The following is a 19,627-nucleotide window of genomic DNA, read 5'->3' as shown; positions in this document are numbered from 1 at the left end:
CCACAAACGCGACATAAGACGAAAAATGCGCCGGCATTCGGAATCATTATTGACAATAATCCGACCTCCGCCCAGTCTCCCCGCAAACCCCGGGCATAACGGGACTAAGCGGGAGGAACGCGGATGACGAGCATTCGAGGCGTTGGAAAAGCTTCGGGGTGGGGATTGGGGCGAGGCCTGTGCGCGGCGGTTGCCGTTGCCGCGGCCATGGGCGGGGGCCACGCCTTCGCGCAGACCGAAATCACCATGTGGAGCAACTGGCCCGACGAGCCCGCCAAGAAGGAATGGGTGACGGCCCGGGTGAAGGACTTCGAGGCCGCCAACAAGCAGTGCACGGTGAAGCTCAGCTTCATCCCTAAGGCCGACATCTACACCCAGGCGAAGTCCGCCGTGCGCACCGGGCAGGCCCCGGACATCTTCTACATGGAGCCCGACCAGCCGGAATTCCTCGCCGGCGGCTTCCTTGAGCCCCTCGACGGCTACATCGACCTCAACGGTCTTGAAGACTGGGCCAAGCCCGCCTGGACCTCCAAGGGCAAGGTCTATGGCGTGCCGGTGGAGGCCTATACGGTCGAGCTCTACTACAACAAGGATCTGGTGAAGAAGGTGGGCGTGGACGTGCCGGCCTCCTTCCAGCTCACGCAGGCGCAGTTCACCGATCTGGTGAAGAAGGGCGTCGCCGCCGGCATCACGCCGGTGTCGCAGGGCGTGGGCGACCGGCCCTTCCCCGGCGGCCAGCTGCTGTTTGAATCGCTGCTGCGCAAGCTCGGCCCGGACGACTACAAGAAGCTTCTGAACGGCGAACTGTCGTTCAAGGATCCGCGCGTGCAGGAGGTGATGACCTGGGTGAAGGAGCTGGTGGATGCCGGCGCCTATCCCAAGAGCTTCTCCACCCTGAAGCTCGGCGAATCCCACTTCTACTTCTATAATTCTCCGGGCTCCCTCACCTTCCCCGATCCCAGCTGGTTCACCGGCCGCGCCTTCGCCGCGCCGGAGAAGGGCGGCATGCCGGCGAACTTCCCGCTCGGCATCATGAAGTTCCCCGCCATGGACAAGGGCGCCTGCCCGAACTGCAAGACGCTGGCGGTGGCGGGCAGCTTCGTCATGTATTCCAAGGGCAAGAACAAGGATTGCTCCGGCGCGCTCTTGAAATCCATGGCCAATGCCGAGAACGGCACCAAATGGATCAGCGAGGTGTCGCTGCAGAGCGGGCTCAAGTCCGATCCGGCAAAGATCGTCAGCCCGCACAAGGCCTATTTCGACGAACTGAATGCCCGCAACAAGGACGTGACCTATTTCTTCGGCACGCCCCTGCTTTACTACCGGGCCAAGTGCGCCGAGACCTATATCCAGGTCATGAACAACGCCTTCCCCGCCGGCCTCATCAGCGTTGCGGATGCGGCGGAGAAGATGGACGCCGCCTGCCTGAAGAAGTGAGCGATGCCCGACGCCATTTCCCTTCGAACCACGGCCAAGAGCGGGGAGGCGAAAGCCTCCTCGCGGGCCACCCTCGCCGACCCCAGGCGCGCCACGGGGCTGGTCCTTGCCATCTTTCTCGGGCCGGCTTTGCTGGTCTATTGCGGGCTGACGGCCTATCCGGCCTTCCGCACCATCTTTGACAGCTTCTTCACCATCGAGGGCATGGACGCGACCTTCGTGGGCCTCGCGAACTATCGCGAGCTGATGGGCGACGAGACCTTCTGGGTCGCCGTGCGCAACACCTTCATCTGGTCCTTCGTCGCCCCCGTCATCGATGTCGCCACCGGCCTTCTGCTCGCCCTCGCGCTCTATGCCGGCGTGCCGTTCGCGCGCTTCCTGCGCGTCGCATGGTTCACGCCGGTGCTGCTCTCCTACGTGGTCGTCGCGATCCTGTGGATGTGGATCTACAATTACGACTGGGGCGTGCTGAACGTGATGCTGCGGGCCGTGGGCCTCGGCGATCTCGCCTCCTCCTGGCTGGGCGATCCCAACCTCGCGCTCGCCGCCGTCATCGTCACCCATGCGTGGAAATGGGCCGGCTTCAACATGGTGGTGTGCCTCGCCGCCATCCATTCGCTGCCCAAGGAAGTGCTGGAAGCCTCCGACCTCGACAATTGCGGCTGGGGCGCCAAGCTGCGCTACATCATCATCCCCATGCTGCGGCCGACGCTGCTGTCGCTCTACATCCTGTCCTTCATCGGCAAGATGAAGGTGTTCGACCTCGTCTGGATCATGACCCAGGGCGGGCCTTTGTGGGCGACGGAGACGGTCTCCACCTACGTCTACAAGCGCGCCTTCAACTGGAACACCTTCGACCTCGGCTATCCCTCCGCCATCGCCACCGTGTGGTTCCTGGTGGTGTGCGCCGCGGTCATCATCCTCAACCGCGTGCTCGGCTCGCGCGAGCGGCTGGAGTATTGAGATGGCCGCAACCCTCGCCGCCGCCTCCGGCCGCGCGCCGCTGCCGCGCCTGTTCTCGCGGGGCATCCTCGCGCTGGTGCTGGGCGTCTACACCATCTACCAGCTCGGCCCCTTCCTGTGGCTCGCCACCATGTCGGTGCGCACCACGGCGGAGATCAGCGCCGATCCCTATGCCTGGCCGAGCCCCCTGCACCTCGACCAGTTCCGCACCGCCTGGGTGGACTCGGACTTCGCTACCTATTTCTGGAACTCCACCCTGGTGGTGGTGGGCGCGGTGGCGGTGCTCACCTTCATCGGCGCCGCGGCTGCCCACGCGCTGGCGCGCTATCGCTTCCGCGGCAACCGGCTGATCTACGGCATCCTGTTCTCGTCCATCATCTTCCCACCGCAGATTACCCTGATCTCGCTCTACCAGATCCTGGTGGACTACAATCTCTACAACAGCCTGTTCGGGCTGGCGCTGGTCTATATCTCGCTCCAGCTGCCGTTGACTGTGTATCTCTTGGAAGGCTTCTTCGCCCGCATCCCGCAGGATTTGTTCGACGCCGCCAAGATGGACGGATATGGCGACCTCGAAATCTTCTGGCGCATCGTGCTGCCGGTAGGCATGCCGGCCATCGCCACCACGCTGATCCTGAACTTCATCCAGCTCTGGAACGAGTTCCTGTTCGCGGTGGTGCTCATCACTGATCCGGACAAGCGCACCCTGCCCATCGGCATCCGCGCCTTCATGGGCGATCATTTCCAGGACATCGGCATGATCGCCACCGGCGTCATGATCTCGGTCATCCCAGTCATCGTCGTCTACGTCTTCTTCTCCGAAAAGCTGATCCGCGGCATGACCGCCGGCGCGATCAAGTGAGGCTGCCATGGCAGTGGTGAAACTCGACAAGATCGTGAAGCGCTACGGCGGCGGCGGCCCCGTTGTGGTGGAGGACGTGGACCTCACCGTCGACGACGGGGAGTTCATGGTGCTGCTCGGCCCCTCCGGCTGCGGCAAGTCCACGACGCTGCGCATGATCGCGGGGCTGGAGACCATCTCCGGTGGCACCCTCTCCATCGACGGGCGGGTGGTGAACGACGTACCAGCCAAGGACCGGGACATCGCCATGGTGTTCCAGTCCTATGCGCTCTATCCGCACATGAGCGTTGCCGACAACCTCGCCTTCGGCCTGCGCCGCCGGGCCATTCCAAATGCCGAGATCGAACGGCGGGTGAAGGAGGTGGCGGCGCTCCTCGGCCTCGCGCCGCTGCTGGCACGCAAGCCCAGCGCCCTCTCCGGCGGCCAGCGCCAGCGCGTGGCGCTGGGCCGGGCCATGGTGCGCGAACCGCAGGTGTTCCTGTTCGACGAGCCGCTGTCGAACCTCGACGCGGCGCTGCGCGTGAACACCCGCAGCGAGATCATCAAGCAGCACCACCGCCTCGGCTCCACCATGATCTATGTCACCCACGATCAGGTGGAGGCGATGACCATGGGCACGCGCATCTGCGTGATGAACGCCGGCAAGGTGGCGCAGATCGGCGCACCGCTCGACGTCTACTGGCAGCCGGCCAACACCTTCGTCGCCCGCTTCCTCGGCTCGCCGCCCATGAATCTGATGGACGCGACGCTTTCCGCCGCCACCCGCCGTGCGACGAGCCCCGCGCTCGATGCGCCGCTCGCCCGCTGGAGCGACGGCGTGCTTCAGGCGCGGGACGGCCGCAAGGTGACGCTCGGCGTGCGCGCCGAGGACATGGCGATCGATCCTGCCGCCCTCGACGGCGCGCCGAGCGGGCGCGTCACCGGGCGCACCATCGCGGTGGAGCCGCTGGGCGCCGAGACGCTGCTTCTGCTGGAACTGCCCGGCGGCGGCGAGATCACCGCCCGCCTGCCCCGCCACGTCACCGCGACGCCCGATCAGGAGGTGGTGCTCTTCTTCCGCGCCGACGCCGCCTATCTGTTCGACGCCGAGACGGGCGACGCCATCGCCCCGCTGGAGACCGGCGCCGCCGCCGTTCGCGCCGCCGTTCAGCGGAGGACGCACTGATGGCCGCGCCGCTCCGCGTCGGGCTCATCGGCGCCGGCTGGGTCACCCAGCATCACCTGAAGGGCTGGGCCGCGCTGGGCGAGGCGGCGAAGGTCGTGGCCATCGCCGACCCGTCCGCCGAACGCGCCACCGAGCGGGCGAGCGCCTTCGGCATTCCGGTGGTGTTCACCAGCGCCGAGGCGATGCTGGCGGCCGGCGGCCTCGATGCAGTGGACATCGCCGCCCCCCGCGCCGTTCATGCCGAACTCGCCCGCCTTGCCGCGCGCCACGGCCTGCCCATCCTGTGCCAGAAGCCCCTCGCCCCCACCCTGCCGGAGGCCGAGCAACTGGTGGCCGACATCGGCGGACGGGTGCGGCTGATGGTGCATGAGAACTGGCGTTTCCGCGCCTATTACCGGCAGGCCGCCGCATGGCTGCGGGCCGGCCGCATCGGCGCGATCAAGGCCGCCCACCTCTCCCTCGTCACCTCAGGCACGGTGCCGGATGCGGAGGGACGTTTCCAGGCGCTGGAGCGCCAGCCCTTCATGCGCGAGGAACGGCGCATGCTGGTGGCGGAGGTGCTCATCCATCACCTCGACACCCTGCGCATGCTGCTCGGCCCGCTTAAGGTGGAGGCCGCCGCCCTCAGCCGCACCTGCAATGCCATGGCGGGCGAGGACGGCGCCGTCATCCAGCTCTCCACCGCGAACGGCGCCGGCGTCTCCATCTTCGCGAGCTTTGCAGCCTATGGCGTGCCGGCGCAGCAGGCGGACCGGCTGACCATTCTCGGCGACGCCGGCACGCTCAAGCTCGACGGCTCCACCCTCTCCCTCGCCGGCCCCGAGCCGGAGCGGCTGGACTATGATCCCGAGGCGACCTATCTCGGCTCCTATGCCGCGACGATCGCCCATTTCGTCGCGTGCCTTGCGAGCGGTACGCCTTTCGAGACGTCGCCGCAGGACAATCTGGAGACCTTGCGGCTGGTGGAAGACTGCTACAGGCTTTCCGGATTCGAGACGGCGAACAGGAGCGCCGCATGAGCGAAGCGTCCCTTCCCGCATCGCGGGCCGACGAGCAGGCCGAGGTGCAGCGTCGGCTGGAGGATGACATCATCTTCGGCCGTTTCGCGCCCGGCTCCCGGCTGGTGGAAGACACGCTGATGGCGCGCTACGGCGCCTCACGGCACTACATCCGGCAGGCGCTGGTGCAGCTGGAGCGCACCGGCGTCGTGCGGCGCGAGAAGAATGTGGGCGCCACCGTCTGCTCTTACTCCGCCGAGGAGGTACAGCAGATCTATGCGGTGCGCGAGATGCTCACCCGGCAGGCCGCACTGATGATCCCCCTGCCCGCCCCGCCGGAGCTGATCGTCCGCCTCAAGGAGATCCAGGCCGATTATTGCCGCCATGCCGATGCCGGCAACCTGCGCGGCATCCACGAGACCAATGACCTGTTCCACCTGACCCTGTTCTCGGGCTGCGGAAACCCCTATCTGGTGCGCACGCTGCAGGACTACATGGGCTATACCCTGCCCATGCGCGCCAAGAATCTCGCCGATCACGCCGGGCTCCAGCTCTCCCGCCGCCAGCACGATATCATGATCGAGCTGCTCGGAGGCACGGACAGCTGGGCGCTGGCGCAGCTCTGCGTCGATCACATGCAATACAGCAAGGCAGACTACCTTGCGCGCACCGCCGGCACGGCGGCCTCGGGTCGATTGGCGATCGCCGACTGACCTCCCCCCTGCCGACATGACGAAGGATGGACCATGGATCTCGGACTGAAAGGCAAGACGGCCCTCGTGCTCGGCGCGGGCGGCGGGCTCGGCAGCGCCATCGCGGCGACGCTGGCGGCGGAGGGCGCGAAGGTGGCGCTGGGCGACATCGACCTCGCCGCAGCCGGTGCAGTGGCGGAGCGCATCGCGGCCGTGGGCGGCGAGGCGATGGCGCTCAAGTTCGACCTTTCCGCCCTCGCCGGCATCGATGCGCGCATCGCCGAGATCGAGGCGAAGCTCGGCCCGGTGGACGTGCTGGTGAACAACACGGGCGGCCCGCCCCCCACCCCGGCCGCCGGGCAGGACCCGGCGCTGTGGGCCAAGAGCTTCAACGACATGGTGCTCTCGGTGATCGCCATCGCCGATCGGGTGCTGCCCGGCATGCGCGCACGCAAATGGGGCCGCATTATCACCTCCACTTCCTCCGGCGTGGTGGCTCCCATTCCCAATCTTGCCATCTCCAACGCGCTGCGCCTGTCGCTGGTGGGCTGGTCGAAGACGCTCTCCCGCGAGGTGGCGCGCGACGGCATCACCGCCAACATCATCCTGCCCGGCCGCATCGCCACCGACCGCATCAAGTTCCTCGATGCCAAGAAGGCCGAGCGCGAGAACCGCACCGTGGAAGAGGTGGCTGCGGAAAGCACGGCCTCCATCCCCGTCGGCCGCTATGGCGACCCGCAGGAATATGCCAACGTGGTGGCCTTCCTCGCCGGCACGCCCTCGTCCTATGTCAACGGCTCGGTCATCCGCGTGGATGGCGGCCTCATCGCCAGCATCTGATCGGGTTCATCATGCTTCTCGACGCCAGCGCCTCCGGCCTGTTCCCCATCGCCCCCACCCCGTTCACGCCGGACGGGAAGATCGACGAGGGCTCCCTCGACACACTGATCGCCCGCTATCTCGCGGCCGGTGCCACCGGCGTGACGGTGCTCGGCATCATGGGCGAGGCGCCCAAGCTGGAGCCGGAGGAATCCCTCGCCATCACCGCGCGCTTCATCGCCGGCTTCGGCCGGCTGCCGGTCATCGTCGGCGTCTCAGCGCCGGGCCTCGCCGCCATGCGCTGGCTGGCGCGCGCCGCCATGGACAAGGGCGCGGCGGGCGTCATGATCGCCCCGCCCCCGGCCCTGCGCACGGACGACCAGATCACCGGCTATTACCGGCAGGCCATCGAGGCCATCGGTGCCGACATCCCCTTCGTCATCCAGGACTATCCGCTCACCCTCACCGTGCAGATGACGCCCAAGGTCATCCGCCAGATCGTTGAGGAGAACCCCTCCTGCGTGATGCTGAAGCACGAGGACTGGCCGGGGCTGGAGAAGATCTCGGCGCTGCGCGCCTTCCAGAAGGAAGGCTCCATGCGCCCCATCTCCATCCTCACCGGCAATGGCGGCCTGTTCCTCGATTTCGAGATGGAGCGCGGGGCGGACGGCGCCATGACCGGCTACGCCTTCCCCGAGATGCTGGGCGAGGTGGTGAAGCTGCAGAAGGCCGGCGAGCGGGACAAGGCGCATGACCTGTTCGATGCCCACCTCCCGCTCATGCGCTACGAGCAGCAGCAGGGCGTCGGCCTCGCGGTGCGCAAATATGTGATGATGAAGCGCGGCTTCATCGCCTCCGACGCCCAGCGCAAGCCTGGCTCGGCTCTCTCCGCCACCGCGCGGGCGGAAGTGGACTACCTGCTCTCCCGCCTCGCCCGGCACGATCCGCGCGCGGCGATCTGAGCGCCGAGGCCTGACGTTCTCGATCGCGGCGGCTCCGGCAGACGGGGCCGCCGCGGTTCGTTTTCAAAGCCCCCCAATCTACCGCGCCACCCACGTGCCGCTGCCGGCGATCTCCTCGGAAATTCGCCGCCCCGCGTCGATGACGGCGGCGCGGATGGCCGGCGAGGCGCCGGCGAGATCCTCCGCCGCCAGCACGAGGCTGACCCCGGCGATGACCTGCTTGTTGACGAGGACCGGCGCCGCGATGCCCGCGCGCCCCTCGGCGACCTCAGAAACCGTCTCCACCACGCCGTCGCGGCGGATGGCGCGCACCTCGGCCTTGAAGGCCTTCCAGTCGCCATGTCCGAGACGGGCGCGGATGGTGTCTTCGTTGTCGAGATAGATGCGCTTCAGTGAGCGGTCGTCGAGATGGGCCAGCACCACCTTCGAGGAGGCGCCGGCGAAGAGCGGCATGGCCACGCCCCGCTCATAGGTGGTGATGGGATGGGGGGCGGTGCCATGCTCCTGATGCACGCACATCACCGTGTCACGATAGCGCCGGCAGAGGATCGCCGTCGCGCGCTGGGTGGTCTGGTCGAGCAGTTCGTGCATCACCCGCGAGGCGATGGGGATCAGCGTGTCCCCCTGCCGCAACAGCCGGTCATACTCGATAAAGGCGGGGCCGAGCACGTAGCCGGCGCCGATGACGGGATCGAGAAAGCCGGCCCGGCAAAGCTCCTGCACGTCGCGATAGGCGGAACTCTGGGACACGCCCGTTTCCTGGGCGATCTCCTCCACCGTCAGCGGCCAGGGGCGTCCGCGAAACAGTCCCATGACCTGAAGAATCCTGCTGGCCAACCTCGCCCTCCCGAAGAATGATACTTTATATCATTCAGTAAGAATTTCGCAAAATTCCTACCTGTTGCGAATTATGCTTGAAGGAGATGGAAAGTTCGAGCACTCTTTCGGCAGATGACGCGCGGCAAGACGCGTCCCCCCTTCCGGAGAGAGATGATGAAGCGCGTCCTTCCCCGCCTCGTTGCCGCCGCCCTCGCCCTCAGCGTTCCGCTCGCCGGGGCTCATGCGCAGGCGCCCAAGACCGAAGTGAAGCTCGCCGTTCTGGCCCCGAGTGCACTGTTGTGGCTGCACGCCATCGCCGTGGACAAGGGCTTCTACGACAAGCGGAACATCGCCGTACGCGAGCTGCGCGCATCGGACAGCCCGGCGCTGCTGCAGGCGGTCGCGTCCGGCAGCGCGGATGCGGGCATCGCCCTCGGCGATCTCGCGGTGCGGGCCATCGACAAGGGCGCTCCGGTCATCATCGCCGGCGCGGTGCTCGACAAGACCATCCTGCGCCTCTACGGCGCCAAGGGCACCGGCTCGATGAAGGATCTTGCCGGCAAGCCGCTCACCGCGGGCGCGGTCAAGGGCGGCACCGCCAACCTCCTGAAGTATCAGCTGAAGCAGGCGGGCGTGGACCCGGCCGGCGCGCAGATGGTGTCCATCGCCAATTCCCGCGACCGCATCATCGCCATGGGCAACGGTCAGGTGGCCGGCGCGCTGCTCATCGCCCCGTTCGACACCCTCGCCGGGCGCGAGGGGGCCGTGCTGCTCGATGTCTATCGCGAGCCCTATGTCCAGACCCCCCTCGTGCTGAACAAGTCCTGGGGTGAAGCGCCCGCTACGCGCCCCGCCGCCATCGCGCTGACACAGGCGCTGAAGGAGGCGGCCGCCTTCATCGACAATCCGGCCAACAAGGATGCGGCCATCGACGTGCTCGCCGCCTACACCAAGACGCCGCGCGACGTGGTGGAGGATTCCTATGCCTTCATCGTGAAGGAGCAGAAGGCCATCCCGGCCGATCTCTCCGTCCCCGCGGCCGGCCTTGAAAACCTCTACAAGATCGACGCCGCGGTGGGTGGCGATCCCCAGAGCCAGGCCTTCGACCTCAAGCGCTACTACGACCCGAGCTACATCGCCGGCAAGTGAGCGGAGCGCAGCGAGAGGAGCCGACACCATGGCCCATTTTCGCGACATGCGGACGCCGGTGACGCTGCTCACGGGCTTCCTCGGATCGGGCAAGACCACCCTGCTCAACGGGTGGCTGCGCGACCCGGCGCTGAGCGACGCGGCCGTCATCGTCAACGAATTCGGCGAGATCGGCATCGACCATGCGCTCATCGCCGCCAGCTCCGACAACACCATCGAGCTCTCCACCGGCTGCCTGTGCTGCACGGTGAAGGGCGACCTCGTGGAGACGCTGCGCGACCTCACCGAGAAGCGCGCGCGGGGCGAGGTGAAGGCGTTCGCGCGGGTCATCATCGAGACCACCGGCATGGCCGATCCCGGCCCGGTCATCCAGGCGCTCATCACCTTTCCGGTGGCGCGCACCTATCGCCTCGGGCGGGTGGTGACGGCGGTGGATGCGATGCAGGGCATGGGCACGCTCGACCGCCACGCGGAAGCGCGCAAGCAGGTGGGCGTCGCCGACGAGGTGGTGCTGACCAAGGCGGATCTCGCGGGTGCCGACTTAGCCCCGCTGGAGGCCCGCATCGCCGGCCTTTCGCCCGGCGCGCGGCTGCATCTGTCCTCGCTCGCGCATCTCGCCCAGCCCACCCTGCTCGACGGCATCGACCCCGCCGACCCGAACACCCGCCCGAGTGAAGTGCGCGCCTGGCTGCGGGCGGAGGCTTTCGAGGCGGCGGACCCCGTCCAGCATCGCGAGGATATCGGCTCCTTCTGCCTCGCCTTCGAGGAGCCCCTCCATTGGGAACACGTCTCGGCGTGGCTCGATGCATTGGCCATCGCCCATGGCGATGACCTGCTGCGGGTAAAGGGCATTCTCGCCATCGCCGGCCGCAGCAAGCCGGTGGTGGTGCAGGCGGTGCAGCGCCTGTTCTCGCCGCCGGTGGAGCTGTCCGCCTGGCCGGAGGGGATGGCGGGCTCGCGCATCGTCTTCATCACGCGCGGGCTGTCGCAGGCCTACGTGACCGAGGTGCTGGACGTGATCCGCACCCGCCCGGTGGCGCTCGATCTCGCATCCTGACGCGCCACGGGCCGCATCCTTTTCATATTGGCCCGTGCGGGCCTCGTCCTCGGGAGAGTAGCTTGGATACCATCATCAAGAACGGCCTCGTCGTGACTGCGGACGGCCGCTTCGAGGCCTCCATCGGCATCAAGGACGGGGCCATCGCCGGCATCTTCGAGCCGGGGCTGGAGCCGGCTGCCGCCGAAGTCATCGATGCCAAGGGCCTCGCCATCCTGCCCGGCGTCATCGACATGCACTCGCACCACCGCGAGGGCTCGCTGCCGGGCTTCGAATACAAGGACACCATCTACACCTCGACGCTCCAGTGCGCCGCCGGCGGCGTGACCACCTCGGTCGCCATGCCCAACGTGACCCCGCCGCCCAACACCATGGACCTGCTGGAGAAACAGTTCGCCATCTATGAGCGCGACGCGGTGGTGGACTGGAACTTCAATCCCGCCCCCACCATCCTGGAGGAAGTGCCGGCGATGGCCGCGACCGGCATCGCCGCCTTCAAGTTCTTCATGGTGGTGGACACCGGCCGCTCCTATCCGCACATGCCGGGCATCGGCGTGCATGACCACGGCAAGATCCTGGAGATCATGCAGGCGGCGGCGGCGCACGACGTGCCGCTCATGATCCATCCCCACGATCAGGCGCTGATGGACGTGATCGAGCAGGAATTCTGGGCGCGCGGCGAGCGCGACGCCCTCGCCTACGCCAAGGCCTACGCCGCCCATGACGGCGTGATCTGGGAGACCGCCATCGCCACCCTGCTGCGCCTGCAGAAGGCGGCGGGCTGCCATCTCCATATCCTGCACACCCAGACCGCCGGCTCGGTGCAGCTCATCCGCGAGGCCAAGGCGCGCGGGCAGAAGGTGACGTGCGAGCTGAACCCATGGGCGCTCTTCCTCGGCTGCGAATGGGCGGCGATCCAGCGCCTCGGCTCCTATGCCCTGTCCTACTGGGTGCCGGAGAAGAACGTGCCCGGCCTGTGGGAGGGCGTGCGCGACGGCACCATCGACATCATCGCCACCGATCACGCTCCGCACACCCGCGAGGAGAAGGAGATCGGCTGGACCGACGGCTGGAAGGCCCACACCGGCACGCCCTCGACCCAGTTCTATCTCTCCATGTTCCTCACCGCCGCCACCGAGGGCAAGCTGCCGCTGGAGCGCGTGGTGGAAGCCACCTCCACCCGCCCGGCGCGCCTGTTCCGGCTCGATCGCAAGGGCGAGATCAAGCCCGGCTTCGACGCCGACCTCGTGCTGGTCGACCTCGAGACAGAATATGAGGTGCGCGACGAGGACGTGCTCTCCCTCGTCGGCTGGAGCCCCTATGCCGGCCGCCGCTTCAAGGGCAAGCCGGTGCGCACCATCCTGCGCGGCCGCACCATCTATCTGGACGGCAAGGTGGTGGGCGAGAAGGGATACGGCAGGCAGGCCGTCTCCACCGCCCGCCACGCGCACAAGGCGGCGGCGGAATGACCGCAGCCGCTCCCTTCTGGCGCAGCGTCTACGACTTCCTCGAAGGGCGCTCGCGCGCCGCAGGTCTCCTGCGGATGCTGATCTCGCTCGCCTTCGTGCTGGTGATCTGGCAGGTGCTGGCGACCTATGTGGTCACCAACAAGCTCCTGCTGGTGCCCCCGGCGGAGGTGTTCCGCGCGCTCGCCAAGGAGAGCGGCAACGGCGCACTGTGGACCAACGCGCTCGCCACCGTGAGCGCGGTGGCGGCGTCCTTCCCGGTGGCGGTGCTGATCGGCGTCGCCATCGGCCTCGCGCTGGCGTCCAGCCGGCTGCTGGCGCTCACCGCCGGGCCGATGCTGACGGCGCTGAACTCGGTGCCGCTGGTGGCGCTGGCGCCGCTGTTCATCGCGTGGCTGGGGCTGGGCTTCGCCTCCAAGTTCGTGCTCGTCACCATCTTCACCATCTTCCCGGTGCTGGTGACGACGGAGACCGGCCTCAAGGCCACCGACAAAGTCCTCATCGAGGCGGCGCGCTCCTTCAACGCCTCGCGCTGGCAGGTGTTCACCACCGTATCGCTGCCCTTCGCGCTGCCGTTCATCGTCTCCGGTATCCGCGTCGCCTGGGCGCGGGCGCTGGTGGCCATCATCATCGCCGAGTTCTTCGGCTCCTTCGCCGGCTTCGGCTTCGCCATCCTGGCCGCTGGACAGAGCTTCGACACCGCGACACTGCTCGCCTACGTCATCATGCTCGGCATGCTCGGCCTCATGGGCAGCATCTTCTTCGAGTGGCTGGAACGCCGGCTCGCGCCGTGGCGACAGGAGTGAACCGGATGGCACAGGCTCTCTCCATCGAAGGCATCAACAAGGTCTTCGAGCGCACGGGCAAGCCCTCCGTGGAGGCGCTGCGCGACATCAACCTCACCATCCGCGAAGGCGAGTTCGTCTCCATCGTGGGGGCGAGCGGATCGGGCAAGTCGACGCTGCTGCGCATCATCGACGGCCTGCTCCCGGCCTCCTCCGGCGTGGTGAAGGTCTCTGGCCACACGGTGACACGGCCGGGCGCCGACCGCGCCATGGTGTTCCAGCAGGATGCGCTCCTGCCGTGGAAGCCGGTGATCGACAATGTCGCCTACGGCCTCACCATCGCCGGCACGCCGAGGCGCGATGCCCACGCCACCGCCCAGCGCTTCATCGACATGGCGGGATTGAAGGGCTTCGAGCAGCACTATCCGCACCAGCTCTCCGGCGGCATGCGCCAGCGGGTGAACGTCGCCCGCGCCCTGGCGGTGAACCCGAAGATCCTGCTGCTGGACGAGCCATTCGCCGCGCTCGATGCCCAGACGCGGGAGATCATGCAGACGGAGCTGCTCAACATCTGGCAGAAGAGCGGCACCACCGTGCTCCTCATCACCCACCAGATCGACGAGGCGGTGTTTCTCTCCGACCGCGTGATCGTCTTCTCCGCCCGGCCCGGCTCGGTGCGCGAGGAAATCCCGATCCCCCTGCCGCGTCCGCGCGCGCTGGAGGTGAAGCGCCACGAGGCCTTCGGCGCGCTCGTGGACCGGATCTGGCACCTCATCGAGCATGAGGTGAGGAGCGCGGTCGCCGACAACCGGGCCTGACCCTCCGGCCCGTTGCTCACGCCGCCGGGGCGGCGTCCTCGCGGAAGGCCGCCGCCTGGCGCGCAGGGGCCGACATGCCGGCCCCTGCCTGACACAGATCGAGCGCGCGGGCGAGGCTGCGCTCGATCTCGGCCTTGCGGATGCCGCGCGCGATGAAGACGAGGAAGGACGGTCCGCCGTCGTCCGCGCTCAGATGCGTCGGCGGATGCATCACATGCTGCACGCCGTGGATGGCCAGCGGCCTGTCCGACGATGTTGTCCGCAGCAGCCCCTTCACCCGCAGGATGCGGTCGCCGTGGGCGTGGAGCAGCGCGGACAGCCAGAGCGTGAAGGCCGGCCAGTCCAGCGCGCCCTCGATGGGCAGCGTGAAGGACGAAACCTCGGAATCATGGTCGGGGGCGTCGGCCAGGAACGGCGACGGCGGGGCGTGGAGGCTTTCGCGCCCCGCTAGCACGTCGCCCAGCCTGAACGTCTCGTCCTGAATGTCGAGGATGCGCGCGTCGGGGGAGATGGCACGCACCGCTGCGGCGAGGCGGGCCGTCGGCTCGGCGGCGCGCATGTCGCCCTTGGTGATGACCACCGTATCGGCGATGGCCACCTGCCGGCGCGCCTCAGGCCTATGCTCCAGATTGCGCAGGCCCGCCACCGCATCCACCACCGCCACGACGGAGGCGAGGCGCACATGCGCCTTCAGCCAGGGGTCGCGGGCGAGGGTCGCGATAACGGGCGCGGGATCGGCCAGACCCGACGTTTCGAGGATGGCGCGGCGCAGGCCCCTGCCGGCTCTGGAACCGTCCTTCGCCATGCGCACCAGATCGTGCATCGCCTTGGCGACATCGGCGCGGCGCGCGCAGCACAGGCAGCCGCCGTCGATCAGTTCCACCGCCTCGCTGGCATGCACCAGCAGGCGGTGATCGACGCCCGCCTCGCCGAACTCATTGACCATGAGGCCGGAATCGCCGCCCTCCGCGGTCTCGATGAAGCGGCGGATGAGCGTCGTCTTGCCCGAGCCAAGGAAGCCGGTCACGACGATCAGAGGCAGGCGCTCATCCATGGGCCGGGGCCTCCCGCATGGGCGCGATGAAATCCTCGGACAAGGGATCGATGCCGCGACCGGAGAGGCTTTCCGCGATGGGCCAGACATCGCCCAGCGTCGGCGCGATCTTGGTGCGGCCGCGCGCGTCGGTGAGCGCAAGCGCCTCCCCGTCCCAATCCTCGCAGACGAGGCCGAGGGGCTGAACTAGCGCATTCAGCATGGCGATGCGCCGCCGGCGCTCCGCGCGATAGTGCAGGATATCCTCGAACGGAAAGCGATCGTCGCGCTGCCGGGCGAAATCGCTCCAATGCTCTCCCGCACCGAAGATCGCGCACACCTCGCACATAGCGGTTTTCCTTCTCGAGATCAGGCGAGGCTGTCGGGCGCGCCGCCGAGCGGCAGTTCCATGTCCGACAGCATGCTCTGGGTGAGGCATTCGGAAACGCGCTTGCGGGCGAGCCCGGCGTGGGAGCTGCCGAGGGCATCCGCCCGGTCGGCGTCGCGGGCGCGGATCGCCTCCACCATCTCGCGATGCTCGCGGATGATGTTGCCGATGTGCGCGTCATACGCCTCCTCGGTCGCGAAGCAGTCGTAGGTCATGGCGAGGCGCGAGATGCGCAAATTGGTGGTGAGCAGCTGGAGATAGAAGCGCTCCACCACGCCATTGCGGCAGCAGGCGGCGATGGCGGCGTGGAAGCGCCAGTTGATCTCCAGCATGGCCTCGGAATCCCGCCGCGCCGTCGCCGCCTCGAAGGCCTCCCGCTGGGCATCGATGGCGACGATCTGCGCCTCCGTCCGCCGCAGGGCCGCCCACCTTGTGACGAGGCGCTGCGAGAGGTCGAACGCCTCCAGATGCTCGCGAATGTCGTTCCAGCCCATGGGCGCGACCCGCGTGCCCCGGTTGGGCAGGATCTGCACCAGCCCCTCGCCAGCAAGGCGGACGAGGGCCTCGCGCAACGGCGTGCGTGACAGGCCGAGGCGGCTCACCAGCGCCGCCTCGTCGAGGTCGGAGCCGGGCGCGAGGGCCAGCGAGACGATCTCGGCGCGGATCACCTGATAGGCGAACTCGCTCGATCCCCCCTTGGAGATTCCGGCCTTGGGTGCGGTGGGCACCTCGAGAGTGCCGCGTCCGGCGGCACGGGTGCGGCTTCTTTGTGCGTTTCGTTCAGACATCGTTGTTGCATGACTCAATTTATTTTGCATAAGATATGTATAAATAAGCCTTCCGTCAAGCATATAACATCGTGATATCAACGATTTGGAGGGGCAAAGGTGCTTTGGCAAGCCACCGCCAACGGGCTGCTTCTCGGCGGCCTCTATGGCATCGCCACCATCGGATTTTCGATGGTCTGGGGCGTCATGGGGGTCATCAACCTGGCCCACACCGGCTTCATCATGCTGGGCGCCTACATCACCTACGGCCTGTTCCGGTTCGCGGGGCTTGATCCGATCGCCTCCATTCCGGTCTCCATGATCGCCATGTTCGCGCTGGGCTATGCGCTGCAGGTGCTGGTGCTGAACCGCATCATCCGCACCAGCCTGCTGCTGTCACTGGTGGTGACCTTCGGCATCGAGCTGGTGATGGTGGATGCGGTCTCCATCGCCTTCACCTCCGACGTGCGCTCGGTGAACTCGTCCTATGCGGCGAGTTCCATCGAGGTGTTCGGCATCCTCGTGCCGGTGGTGCGCCTCATCGCGGCGGGCTTCTCCGTCACCCTCGGCATCGCCTTCTTCGCCTTCCTGCGCTTCACCCGCGCCGGGCAGATGATCCTCGCCACCGCGCTCGACCGGGAGGTCTCCTCCCTCATGGGCATCAATCCCGAGCGCATCTACGCGCTGACGGCGGGTGCCGGCGCGGCGCTGGCGGGGGCGACCGGCTCGCTCGCCTCCATGCTGTTTCCGGTGATGCCGGGCATGGGCGTCACCTTCCTCAGTGCGGTCTTCGTCATCACCGTTCTGGGCGGCATCGGCTCGGTGGAAGGCTGCATCGTCGCCGGCTTCATCTACGGCCTCGTGCAGGCCTGGGCCGGCTACTTCCTCGGTGCCAATTATCAGGAGATCGTCGGCTTCGGCCTGTTCCTGCTGGTGCTGGCCCTGAGGCCGCAAGGCCTGTTCGGCCGCGCTTTCTTCGGGGAGCACGCATGAGCGCGCCAGCCTCTCCCGCGGGCGCACGGCGCCGCGCGCTTCTCTTCTGGGCCTTCTTCGCCGTCGGCGCGGTCGTCCTCGCGCTCGCGCCCCTCGCCCTCAACAATTACTGGCTGCGGGTACTGACCACGGTGTTCATGTACGCCACGGTCACGCAGGGGCTGAACGTCATCGTCGGCCTCACCGGCTATCATGCCTTCGGCAATGCGGTGTTCTTCGGCTTCGGCGCCTATGCCTGCGGCGTCGCCATGACGCTGGGCGCACCCTTTCCCGTCGCGCTGGTGGCGGCAGTCGCCTTCTCGGCGCTGGTGGCGGGCATCGTCGGCTGGCCCATCCTGCGGCTGCGGGGGCATTACTTCGCCATCGCCACGGTGGCGCTGAACCTCGCCGCCATCCAGCTGGTGATCCAGGTGGGCGGCGTGACGGGCGGTGCCGAAGGCCTGCCGCTGCCGCTCTCGGACCTGCCACCGGGGCCGCTCTACCGCGCCATCTATCTGGTGATGCTGGCCGGCATGGTCGTCTCCACTTTGCTGGTGGCGTTCATCCTCACCCGCCCCTTCGGCTACGCGCTGCGGGCCATCCGAGATGGCGAGCGTGCGGCGGGGGTGATGGGCATCGACACCACCGCCACCAAGGTCGCGGCCTGGGCCATCTCCGCTGGCATCACCGGCTTTGCCGGCGGCGTGTGGGCCTATTGGATCACCTTCATCGAACCCGCCAGCGCGTTCGATCCCGCCATCGGCGTGAAGGCCTACATGATGCTCATCCTCGGCGGCATGGGCACGGTGATCGGGCCGGTGCTGGGCGCCTTCGTGCTGGAATTCCTCTCCACGCTGGTGTGGGGCGGCTTCCTGCAGGCGCACCAGATCGTGTTCGGCGTGCTCATCGTCGTCATCTGCCTCGTCGCGCCCAACGGGATGCTGGTGGCCGGGCGTTCCCTGATCCAGCGGTGGAGGTCGCGCCATGGCGCTGCTTGAGGCGAATGACCTCGAAATCCGCTTCGGCGGCGTGAAGGCGCTGGCCGGCGTCTCCTTCCGGGTGGAAGAGGGCGAAGTGTTCGGCGTCATCGGCCCCAACGGTGCCGGCAAGACCACGCTGCTGAACGCCATTTCCGCCGTCTACAAGCTCAATGGCGGCTCCATCCGCTTCGCCGGGGAGGACGTGACCGGCCTGCCACCGCATCGCCTCTCCCGCCTCGGCATCGCCCGCACCTTCCAGATCGTGCAGCCGTTCAAGGCCATGAGCGTGCGGGAGAATGTCGCCATCGGCGCCATGTTCGGCCATGCGCGGCTGCGTACGCGAGACGCCTGGCTCGCCGCGGCCGATGCCGCGCTGGAGCGCACGGGCCTCGCGCCCAAGGCCGCCTTCATGCCGCCGCAGCTCACCCTTGCCGACCGGAAGCGCCTGGAGGTGGCCCGCGCGCTCGCCATGGGGCCGCGCATCATCCTGTTCGACGAGGTGATGGCGGGCCTCAACCACACGGAGATCGAACGCATGATCGACCTCGTGAAGAGCCTCAAGCAGGCCGGCCTCACCGTGGTCGTCATCGAGCATGTGATGAAGGCGGTGCTGGCGCTCTGCGACCGCATCATGGTGCTGAATTTCGGCGCCAAGCTCGCCGAGGGCGTGCCGGACGACGTGGTGTCCGACCCCAAGGTGGTGGAGGCCTATCTCGGCCAGCGCTTCGCCAAGGCGCACGCCGCAGCGGGAGGAGCACGATGAGCCTTCTCTCGGTCGAAGGCCTCGCGGTGGCCTATGGCGACAGCCGCGTCCTGTGGGACGTAGGCTTCGACATGGCGGAAGGCGAGATCGTCGCCCTCGTCGGCGCGAACGGCGCGGGCAAGACCACGCTGCTGCGCGCCCTCACCGGCCTCATCCCGGTGCGCGGCGGGACGATGCGCTTCGCCGGCGCGGACCTCGGCCCGCTGAAACCTTACGAGCGCGCCCGGCGCGGCATCGCCATGGTGCCGGAGGGCCGGCGCCTGTTCGCCGGCCTCACCGTGCGCCAGAATTTGAAGCTCGGCGCCACCGCGCGCCCGGACCGCGCGGGCGAGGACGACGACCTCGCGTTCGTCTTCAAGCTTTTCCCCGAACTGGTTCGGCTGGAAGGCCGGCTGGCCGGGCTCATGTCCGGCGGCGAGCAGCAGATGTGCGCCATCGGCCGGGCGCTGATGGCGCGGCCGAGCCTCCTGCTCATCGACGAGATGTCGCTGGGCCTCGCCCCGGTGATCGTCGACCGCATCGCCGAGGCCGTGCGCCTCGTGAACCGGGAGCGCGGCATCACCGTGCTGCTGGTGGAGCAGGACGTGGGCCTCGCGCTGGAGATCGCCACCCGCGGCTACGTGCTGGACACCGGGCGCATCACCATCGACGGCCCGGCGGACGACCTCCTGCGGCGCGAGGACATCCGCGCCGCCTATCTCGGCCTTAACTGACCTGTTCGGAGAGCGTGAC

The 19,627-nt window shown here is 67.8% G+C and carries 21 protein-coding genes; 17 read left to right on the top strand and 4 right to left on the bottom strand.

The features are described from left to right. Positions 1–123 precede the first annotated feature (123 nt). Genes A37E_RS0116385 through A37E_RS0116350 form a run of 8 tightly spaced genes read left to right on the top strand, consistent with a single transcriptional unit; the run spans position 124 to position 7,898 of the window. Positions 124–1,437, top strand: coding sequence for an extracellular solute-binding protein (locus A37E_RS0116385; protein ID WP_051679107.1), 1,314 nt, complete (start codon positions 124–126; stop codon positions 1,435–1,437). A gap of 3 nt (positions 1,438–1,440) precedes the next feature. After that, positions 1,441–2,400 carry a sugar ABC transporter permease gene (locus A37E_RS0116380; protein ID WP_029557603.1) on the top strand — a complete coding sequence of 320 codons (960 nt, stop codon included), beginning with the start codon at positions 1,441–1,443 and terminating at the stop codon, positions 2,398–2,400. Position 2,401: 1 nt separating this feature from the next. Then, positions 2,402–3,262, top strand: coding sequence for a carbohydrate ABC transporter permease (locus A37E_RS0116375; protein ID WP_051679106.1), 861 nt, complete (start codon positions 2,402–2,404; stop codon positions 3,260–3,262). Positions 3,263–3,269: 7 nt separating this feature from the next. Beyond that, positions 3,270–4,427, top strand: a complete 1,158-nt coding sequence (gene ugpC, locus A37E_RS0116370; protein ID WP_051679105.1) for a sn-glycerol-3-phosphate ABC transporter ATP-binding protein UgpC — start codon at positions 3,270–3,272, stop codon at positions 4,425–4,427. Then, positions 4,427–5,446 carry a Gfo/Idh/MocA family oxidoreductase gene (locus A37E_RS0116365; protein WP_029557600.1) on the top strand — a complete coding sequence of 340 codons (1,020 nt, stop codon included), beginning with the start codon at positions 4,427–4,429 and terminating at the stop codon, positions 5,444–5,446. The genes ugpC and A37E_RS0116365 overlap by 1 nt, the downstream gene beginning before the upstream one ends. Continuing rightward, positions 5,443–6,138: a GntR family transcriptional regulator gene (locus A37E_RS0116360; RefSeq protein WP_029557599.1), complete on the top strand. Its 696-nt coding sequence runs from the start codon at positions 5,443–5,445 to the stop codon at positions 6,136–6,138. Before A37E_RS0116365 ends, A37E_RS0116360 begins: the two co-directional genes overlap by 4 nt. Before the next feature lie 33 nt (positions 6,139–6,171). Beyond that, complete coding sequence (locus A37E_RS0116355) at positions 6,172–6,957, top strand: SDR family oxidoreductase (RefSeq protein WP_029557598.1); 786 nt, start codon at positions 6,172–6,174, stop codon at positions 6,955–6,957. Positions 6,958–6,968: 11 nt separating this feature from the next. Next, positions 6,969–7,898, top strand: a complete 930-nt coding sequence (locus A37E_RS0116350) for a dihydrodipicolinate synthase family protein (protein ID WP_029557597.1) — start codon at positions 6,969–6,971, stop codon at positions 7,896–7,898. A gap of 78 nt (positions 7,899–7,976) precedes the next feature. Here the strand turns inward: A37E_RS0116350 and A37E_RS0116345 are convergent, their stop codons facing one another. Further along, on the bottom strand, positions 7,977–8,735 hold the full coding sequence (locus A37E_RS0116345; protein WP_280938446.1) for an IclR family transcriptional regulator C-terminal domain-containing protein: 759 nt from the start codon (positions 8,733–8,735) through the stop codon (positions 7,977–7,979). 153 nt (positions 8,736–8,888) lie between these two features. Here A37E_RS0116345 and A37E_RS0116340 point away from each other — a divergent pair, with 153 nt between their 5' ends. The 5 genes from A37E_RS0116340 to A37E_RS0116320 all read left to right on the top strand — a co-directional run bounded on the left by A37E_RS0116340 (position 8,889) and on the right by A37E_RS0116320 (position 13,992). Further along, the gene (locus A37E_RS0116340; protein WP_038193253.1) at positions 8,889–9,866 is read left to right on the top strand and encodes an ABC transporter substrate-binding protein; all 978 of its coding nucleotides are present in this window, start codon (positions 8,889–8,891) and stop codon (positions 9,864–9,866) included. Between the two features lie 28 nt (positions 9,867–9,894). Continuing rightward, on the top strand, positions 9,895–10,923 hold the full coding sequence (locus tag A37E_RS0116335; RefSeq protein ID WP_038193251.1) for a GTP-binding protein: 1,029 nt from the start codon (positions 9,895–9,897) through the stop codon (positions 10,921–10,923). Positions 10,924–10,985: 62 nt separating this feature from the next. Continuing rightward, positions 10,986–12,392, top strand: a complete 1,407-nt coding sequence (locus A37E_RS0116330; RefSeq protein WP_029557593.1) for a dihydroorotase family protein — start codon at positions 10,986–10,988, stop codon at positions 12,390–12,392. Then, positions 12,389–13,195 (top strand): ABC transporter permease, encoded by an 807-nt coding sequence (locus tag A37E_RS0116325; RefSeq protein ID WP_029557592.1) that lies wholly within the window; start codon positions 12,389–12,391, stop codon positions 13,193–13,195. The genes A37E_RS0116330 and A37E_RS0116325 overlap by 4 nt, the downstream gene beginning before the upstream one ends. 5 nt (positions 13,196–13,200) lie before the next feature. Beyond that, on the top strand, positions 13,201–13,992 hold the full coding sequence (locus A37E_RS0116320; protein ID WP_029557591.1) for an ABC transporter ATP-binding protein: 792 nt from the start codon (positions 13,201–13,203) through the stop codon (positions 13,990–13,992). A 16-nt stretch (positions 13,993–14,008) separates the two neighbouring features. Here the strand turns inward: A37E_RS0116320 and A37E_RS0116315 are convergent, their stop codons facing one another. The 3 genes from A37E_RS0116315 to A37E_RS0116305 are packed head-to-tail and all read right to left on the bottom strand — an operon-like array spanning position 14,009 to position 16,141. Further along, a complete protein-coding gene (locus tag A37E_RS0116315; RefSeq protein WP_051679103.1) occupies positions 14,009–15,046 on the bottom strand; it encodes a GTP-binding protein in 1,038 nt (345 codons plus the stop codon). Next, positions 15,039–15,374: a hypothetical protein gene (locus tag A37E_RS0116310; RefSeq protein WP_051679102.1), complete on the bottom strand. Its 336-nt coding sequence runs from the start codon at positions 15,372–15,374 to the stop codon at positions 15,039–15,041. The genes A37E_RS0116315 and A37E_RS0116310 overlap by 8 nt, the downstream gene beginning before the upstream one ends. Positions 15,375–15,394: 20 nt before the next feature. Then, entirely contained in the window at positions 15,395–16,141 is a 747-nt protein-coding gene (locus A37E_RS0116305; protein WP_051679101.1) for a GntR family transcriptional regulator, read from the bottom strand. A gap of 159 nt (positions 16,142–16,300) precedes the next feature. On the opposite strand from A37E_RS0116305, the gene A37E_RS0116300 reads away from it, so the two are divergent. The 4 genes from A37E_RS0116300 to A37E_RS0116285 are packed head-to-tail and all read left to right on the top strand — an operon-like array spanning position 16,301 to position 19,608. Further along, positions 16,301–17,173 carry a branched-chain amino acid ABC transporter permease gene (locus A37E_RS0116300; RefSeq protein ID WP_024280023.1) on the top strand — a complete coding sequence of 291 codons (873 nt, stop codon included), beginning with the start codon at positions 16,301–16,303 and terminating at the stop codon, positions 17,171–17,173. Next, the gene (locus tag A37E_RS0116295; protein ID WP_081837643.1) at positions 17,170–18,150 is read left to right on the top strand and encodes a branched-chain amino acid ABC transporter permease; all 981 of its coding nucleotides are present in this window, start codon (positions 17,170–17,172) and stop codon (positions 18,148–18,150) included. The genes A37E_RS0116300 and A37E_RS0116295 overlap by 4 nt, the downstream gene beginning before the upstream one ends. After that, positions 18,137–18,895 (top strand): ABC transporter ATP-binding protein, encoded by a 759-nt coding sequence (locus tag A37E_RS0116290; protein WP_029557586.1) that lies wholly within the window; start codon positions 18,137–18,139, stop codon positions 18,893–18,895. Before A37E_RS0116295 ends, A37E_RS0116290 begins: the two co-directional genes overlap by 14 nt. Beyond that, entirely contained in the window at positions 18,892–19,608 is a 717-nt protein-coding gene (locus tag A37E_RS0116285) for an ABC transporter ATP-binding protein (RefSeq protein ID WP_029557585.1), read from the top strand. Before A37E_RS0116290 ends, A37E_RS0116285 begins: the two co-directional genes overlap by 4 nt. Positions 19,609–19,627: the final 19 nt, after the last annotated feature.

Source organism: Xanthobacter sp. 91 (genome assembly GCF_000702385.1).
In the GTDB taxonomy this organism is placed as follows: domain Bacteria; phylum Pseudomonadota; class Alphaproteobacteria; order Rhizobiales; family Xanthobacteraceae; genus Xanthobacter; species Xanthobacter aminoxidans.
This window is presented reverse-complemented; position numbering and strand designations above follow the sequence as displayed.

Excerpts from the sequence above, each read along its gene's own strand:
- A37E_RS0116385 (WP_051679107.1), top strand. The coding sequence starts at position 124 with ATGACGAGCATTCGAGGCGTTGGAAAAGCTTCGGGGTGGGGATTGGGG.
- A37E_RS0116380 (WP_029557603.1), top strand. The coding sequence starts at position 1,441 with ATGCCCGACGCCATTTCCCTTCGAACCACGGCCAAGAGCGGGGAGGCG.
- A37E_RS0116375 (WP_051679106.1), top strand. The coding sequence starts at position 2,402 with ATGGCCGCAACCCTCGCCGCCGCCTCCGGCCGCGCGCCGCTGCCGCGC.
- ugpC (WP_051679105.1), top strand. The coding sequence starts at position 3,270 with ATGGCAGTGGTGAAACTCGACAAGATCGTGAAGCGCTACGGCGGCGGC.
- A37E_RS0116365 (WP_029557600.1), top strand. The coding sequence starts at position 4,427 with ATGGCCGCGCCGCTCCGCGTCGGGCTCATCGGCGCCGGCTGGGTCACC.
- A37E_RS0116360 (WP_029557599.1), top strand. The coding sequence starts at position 5,443 with ATGAGCGAAGCGTCCCTTCCCGCATCGCGGGCCGACGAGCAGGCCGAG.
- A37E_RS0116355 (WP_029557598.1), top strand. The coding sequence starts at position 6,172 with ATGGATCTCGGACTGAAAGGCAAGACGGCCCTCGTGCTCGGCGCGGGC.
- A37E_RS0116350 (WP_029557597.1), top strand. The coding sequence starts at position 6,969 with ATGCTTCTCGACGCCAGCGCCTCCGGCCTGTTCCCCATCGCCCCCACC.
- A37E_RS0116340 (WP_038193253.1), top strand. The coding sequence starts at position 8,889 with ATGATGAAGCGCGTCCTTCCCCGCCTCGTTGCCGCCGCCCTCGCCCTC.
- A37E_RS0116335 (WP_038193251.1), top strand. The coding sequence starts at position 9,895 with ATGGCCCATTTTCGCGACATGCGGACGCCGGTGACGCTGCTCACGGGC.
- A37E_RS0116325 (WP_029557592.1), top strand. The coding sequence starts at position 12,389 with ATGACCGCAGCCGCTCCCTTCTGGCGCAGCGTCTACGACTTCCTCGAA.
- A37E_RS0116320 (WP_029557591.1), top strand. The coding sequence starts at position 13,201 with ATGGCACAGGCTCTCTCCATCGAAGGCATCAACAAGGTCTTCGAGCGC.
- A37E_RS0116315 (WP_051679103.1), bottom strand. The coding sequence starts at position 15,046 with ATGGATGAGCGCCTGCCTCTGATCGTCGTGACCGGCTTCCTTGGCTCG.
- A37E_RS0116310 (WP_051679102.1), bottom strand. The coding sequence starts at position 15,374 with ATGTGCGAGGTGTGCGCGATCTTCGGTGCGGGAGAGCATTGGAGCGAT.
- A37E_RS0116295 (WP_081837643.1), top strand. The coding sequence starts at position 17,170 with ATGAGCGCGCCAGCCTCTCCCGCGGGCGCACGGCGCCGCGCGCTTCTC.
- A37E_RS0116290 (WP_029557586.1), top strand. The coding sequence starts at position 18,137 with ATGGCGCTGCTTGAGGCGAATGACCTCGAAATCCGCTTCGGCGGCGTG.
- A37E_RS0116285 (WP_029557585.1), top strand. The coding sequence starts at position 18,892 with ATGAGCCTTCTCTCGGTCGAAGGCCTCGCGGTGGCCTATGGCGACAGC.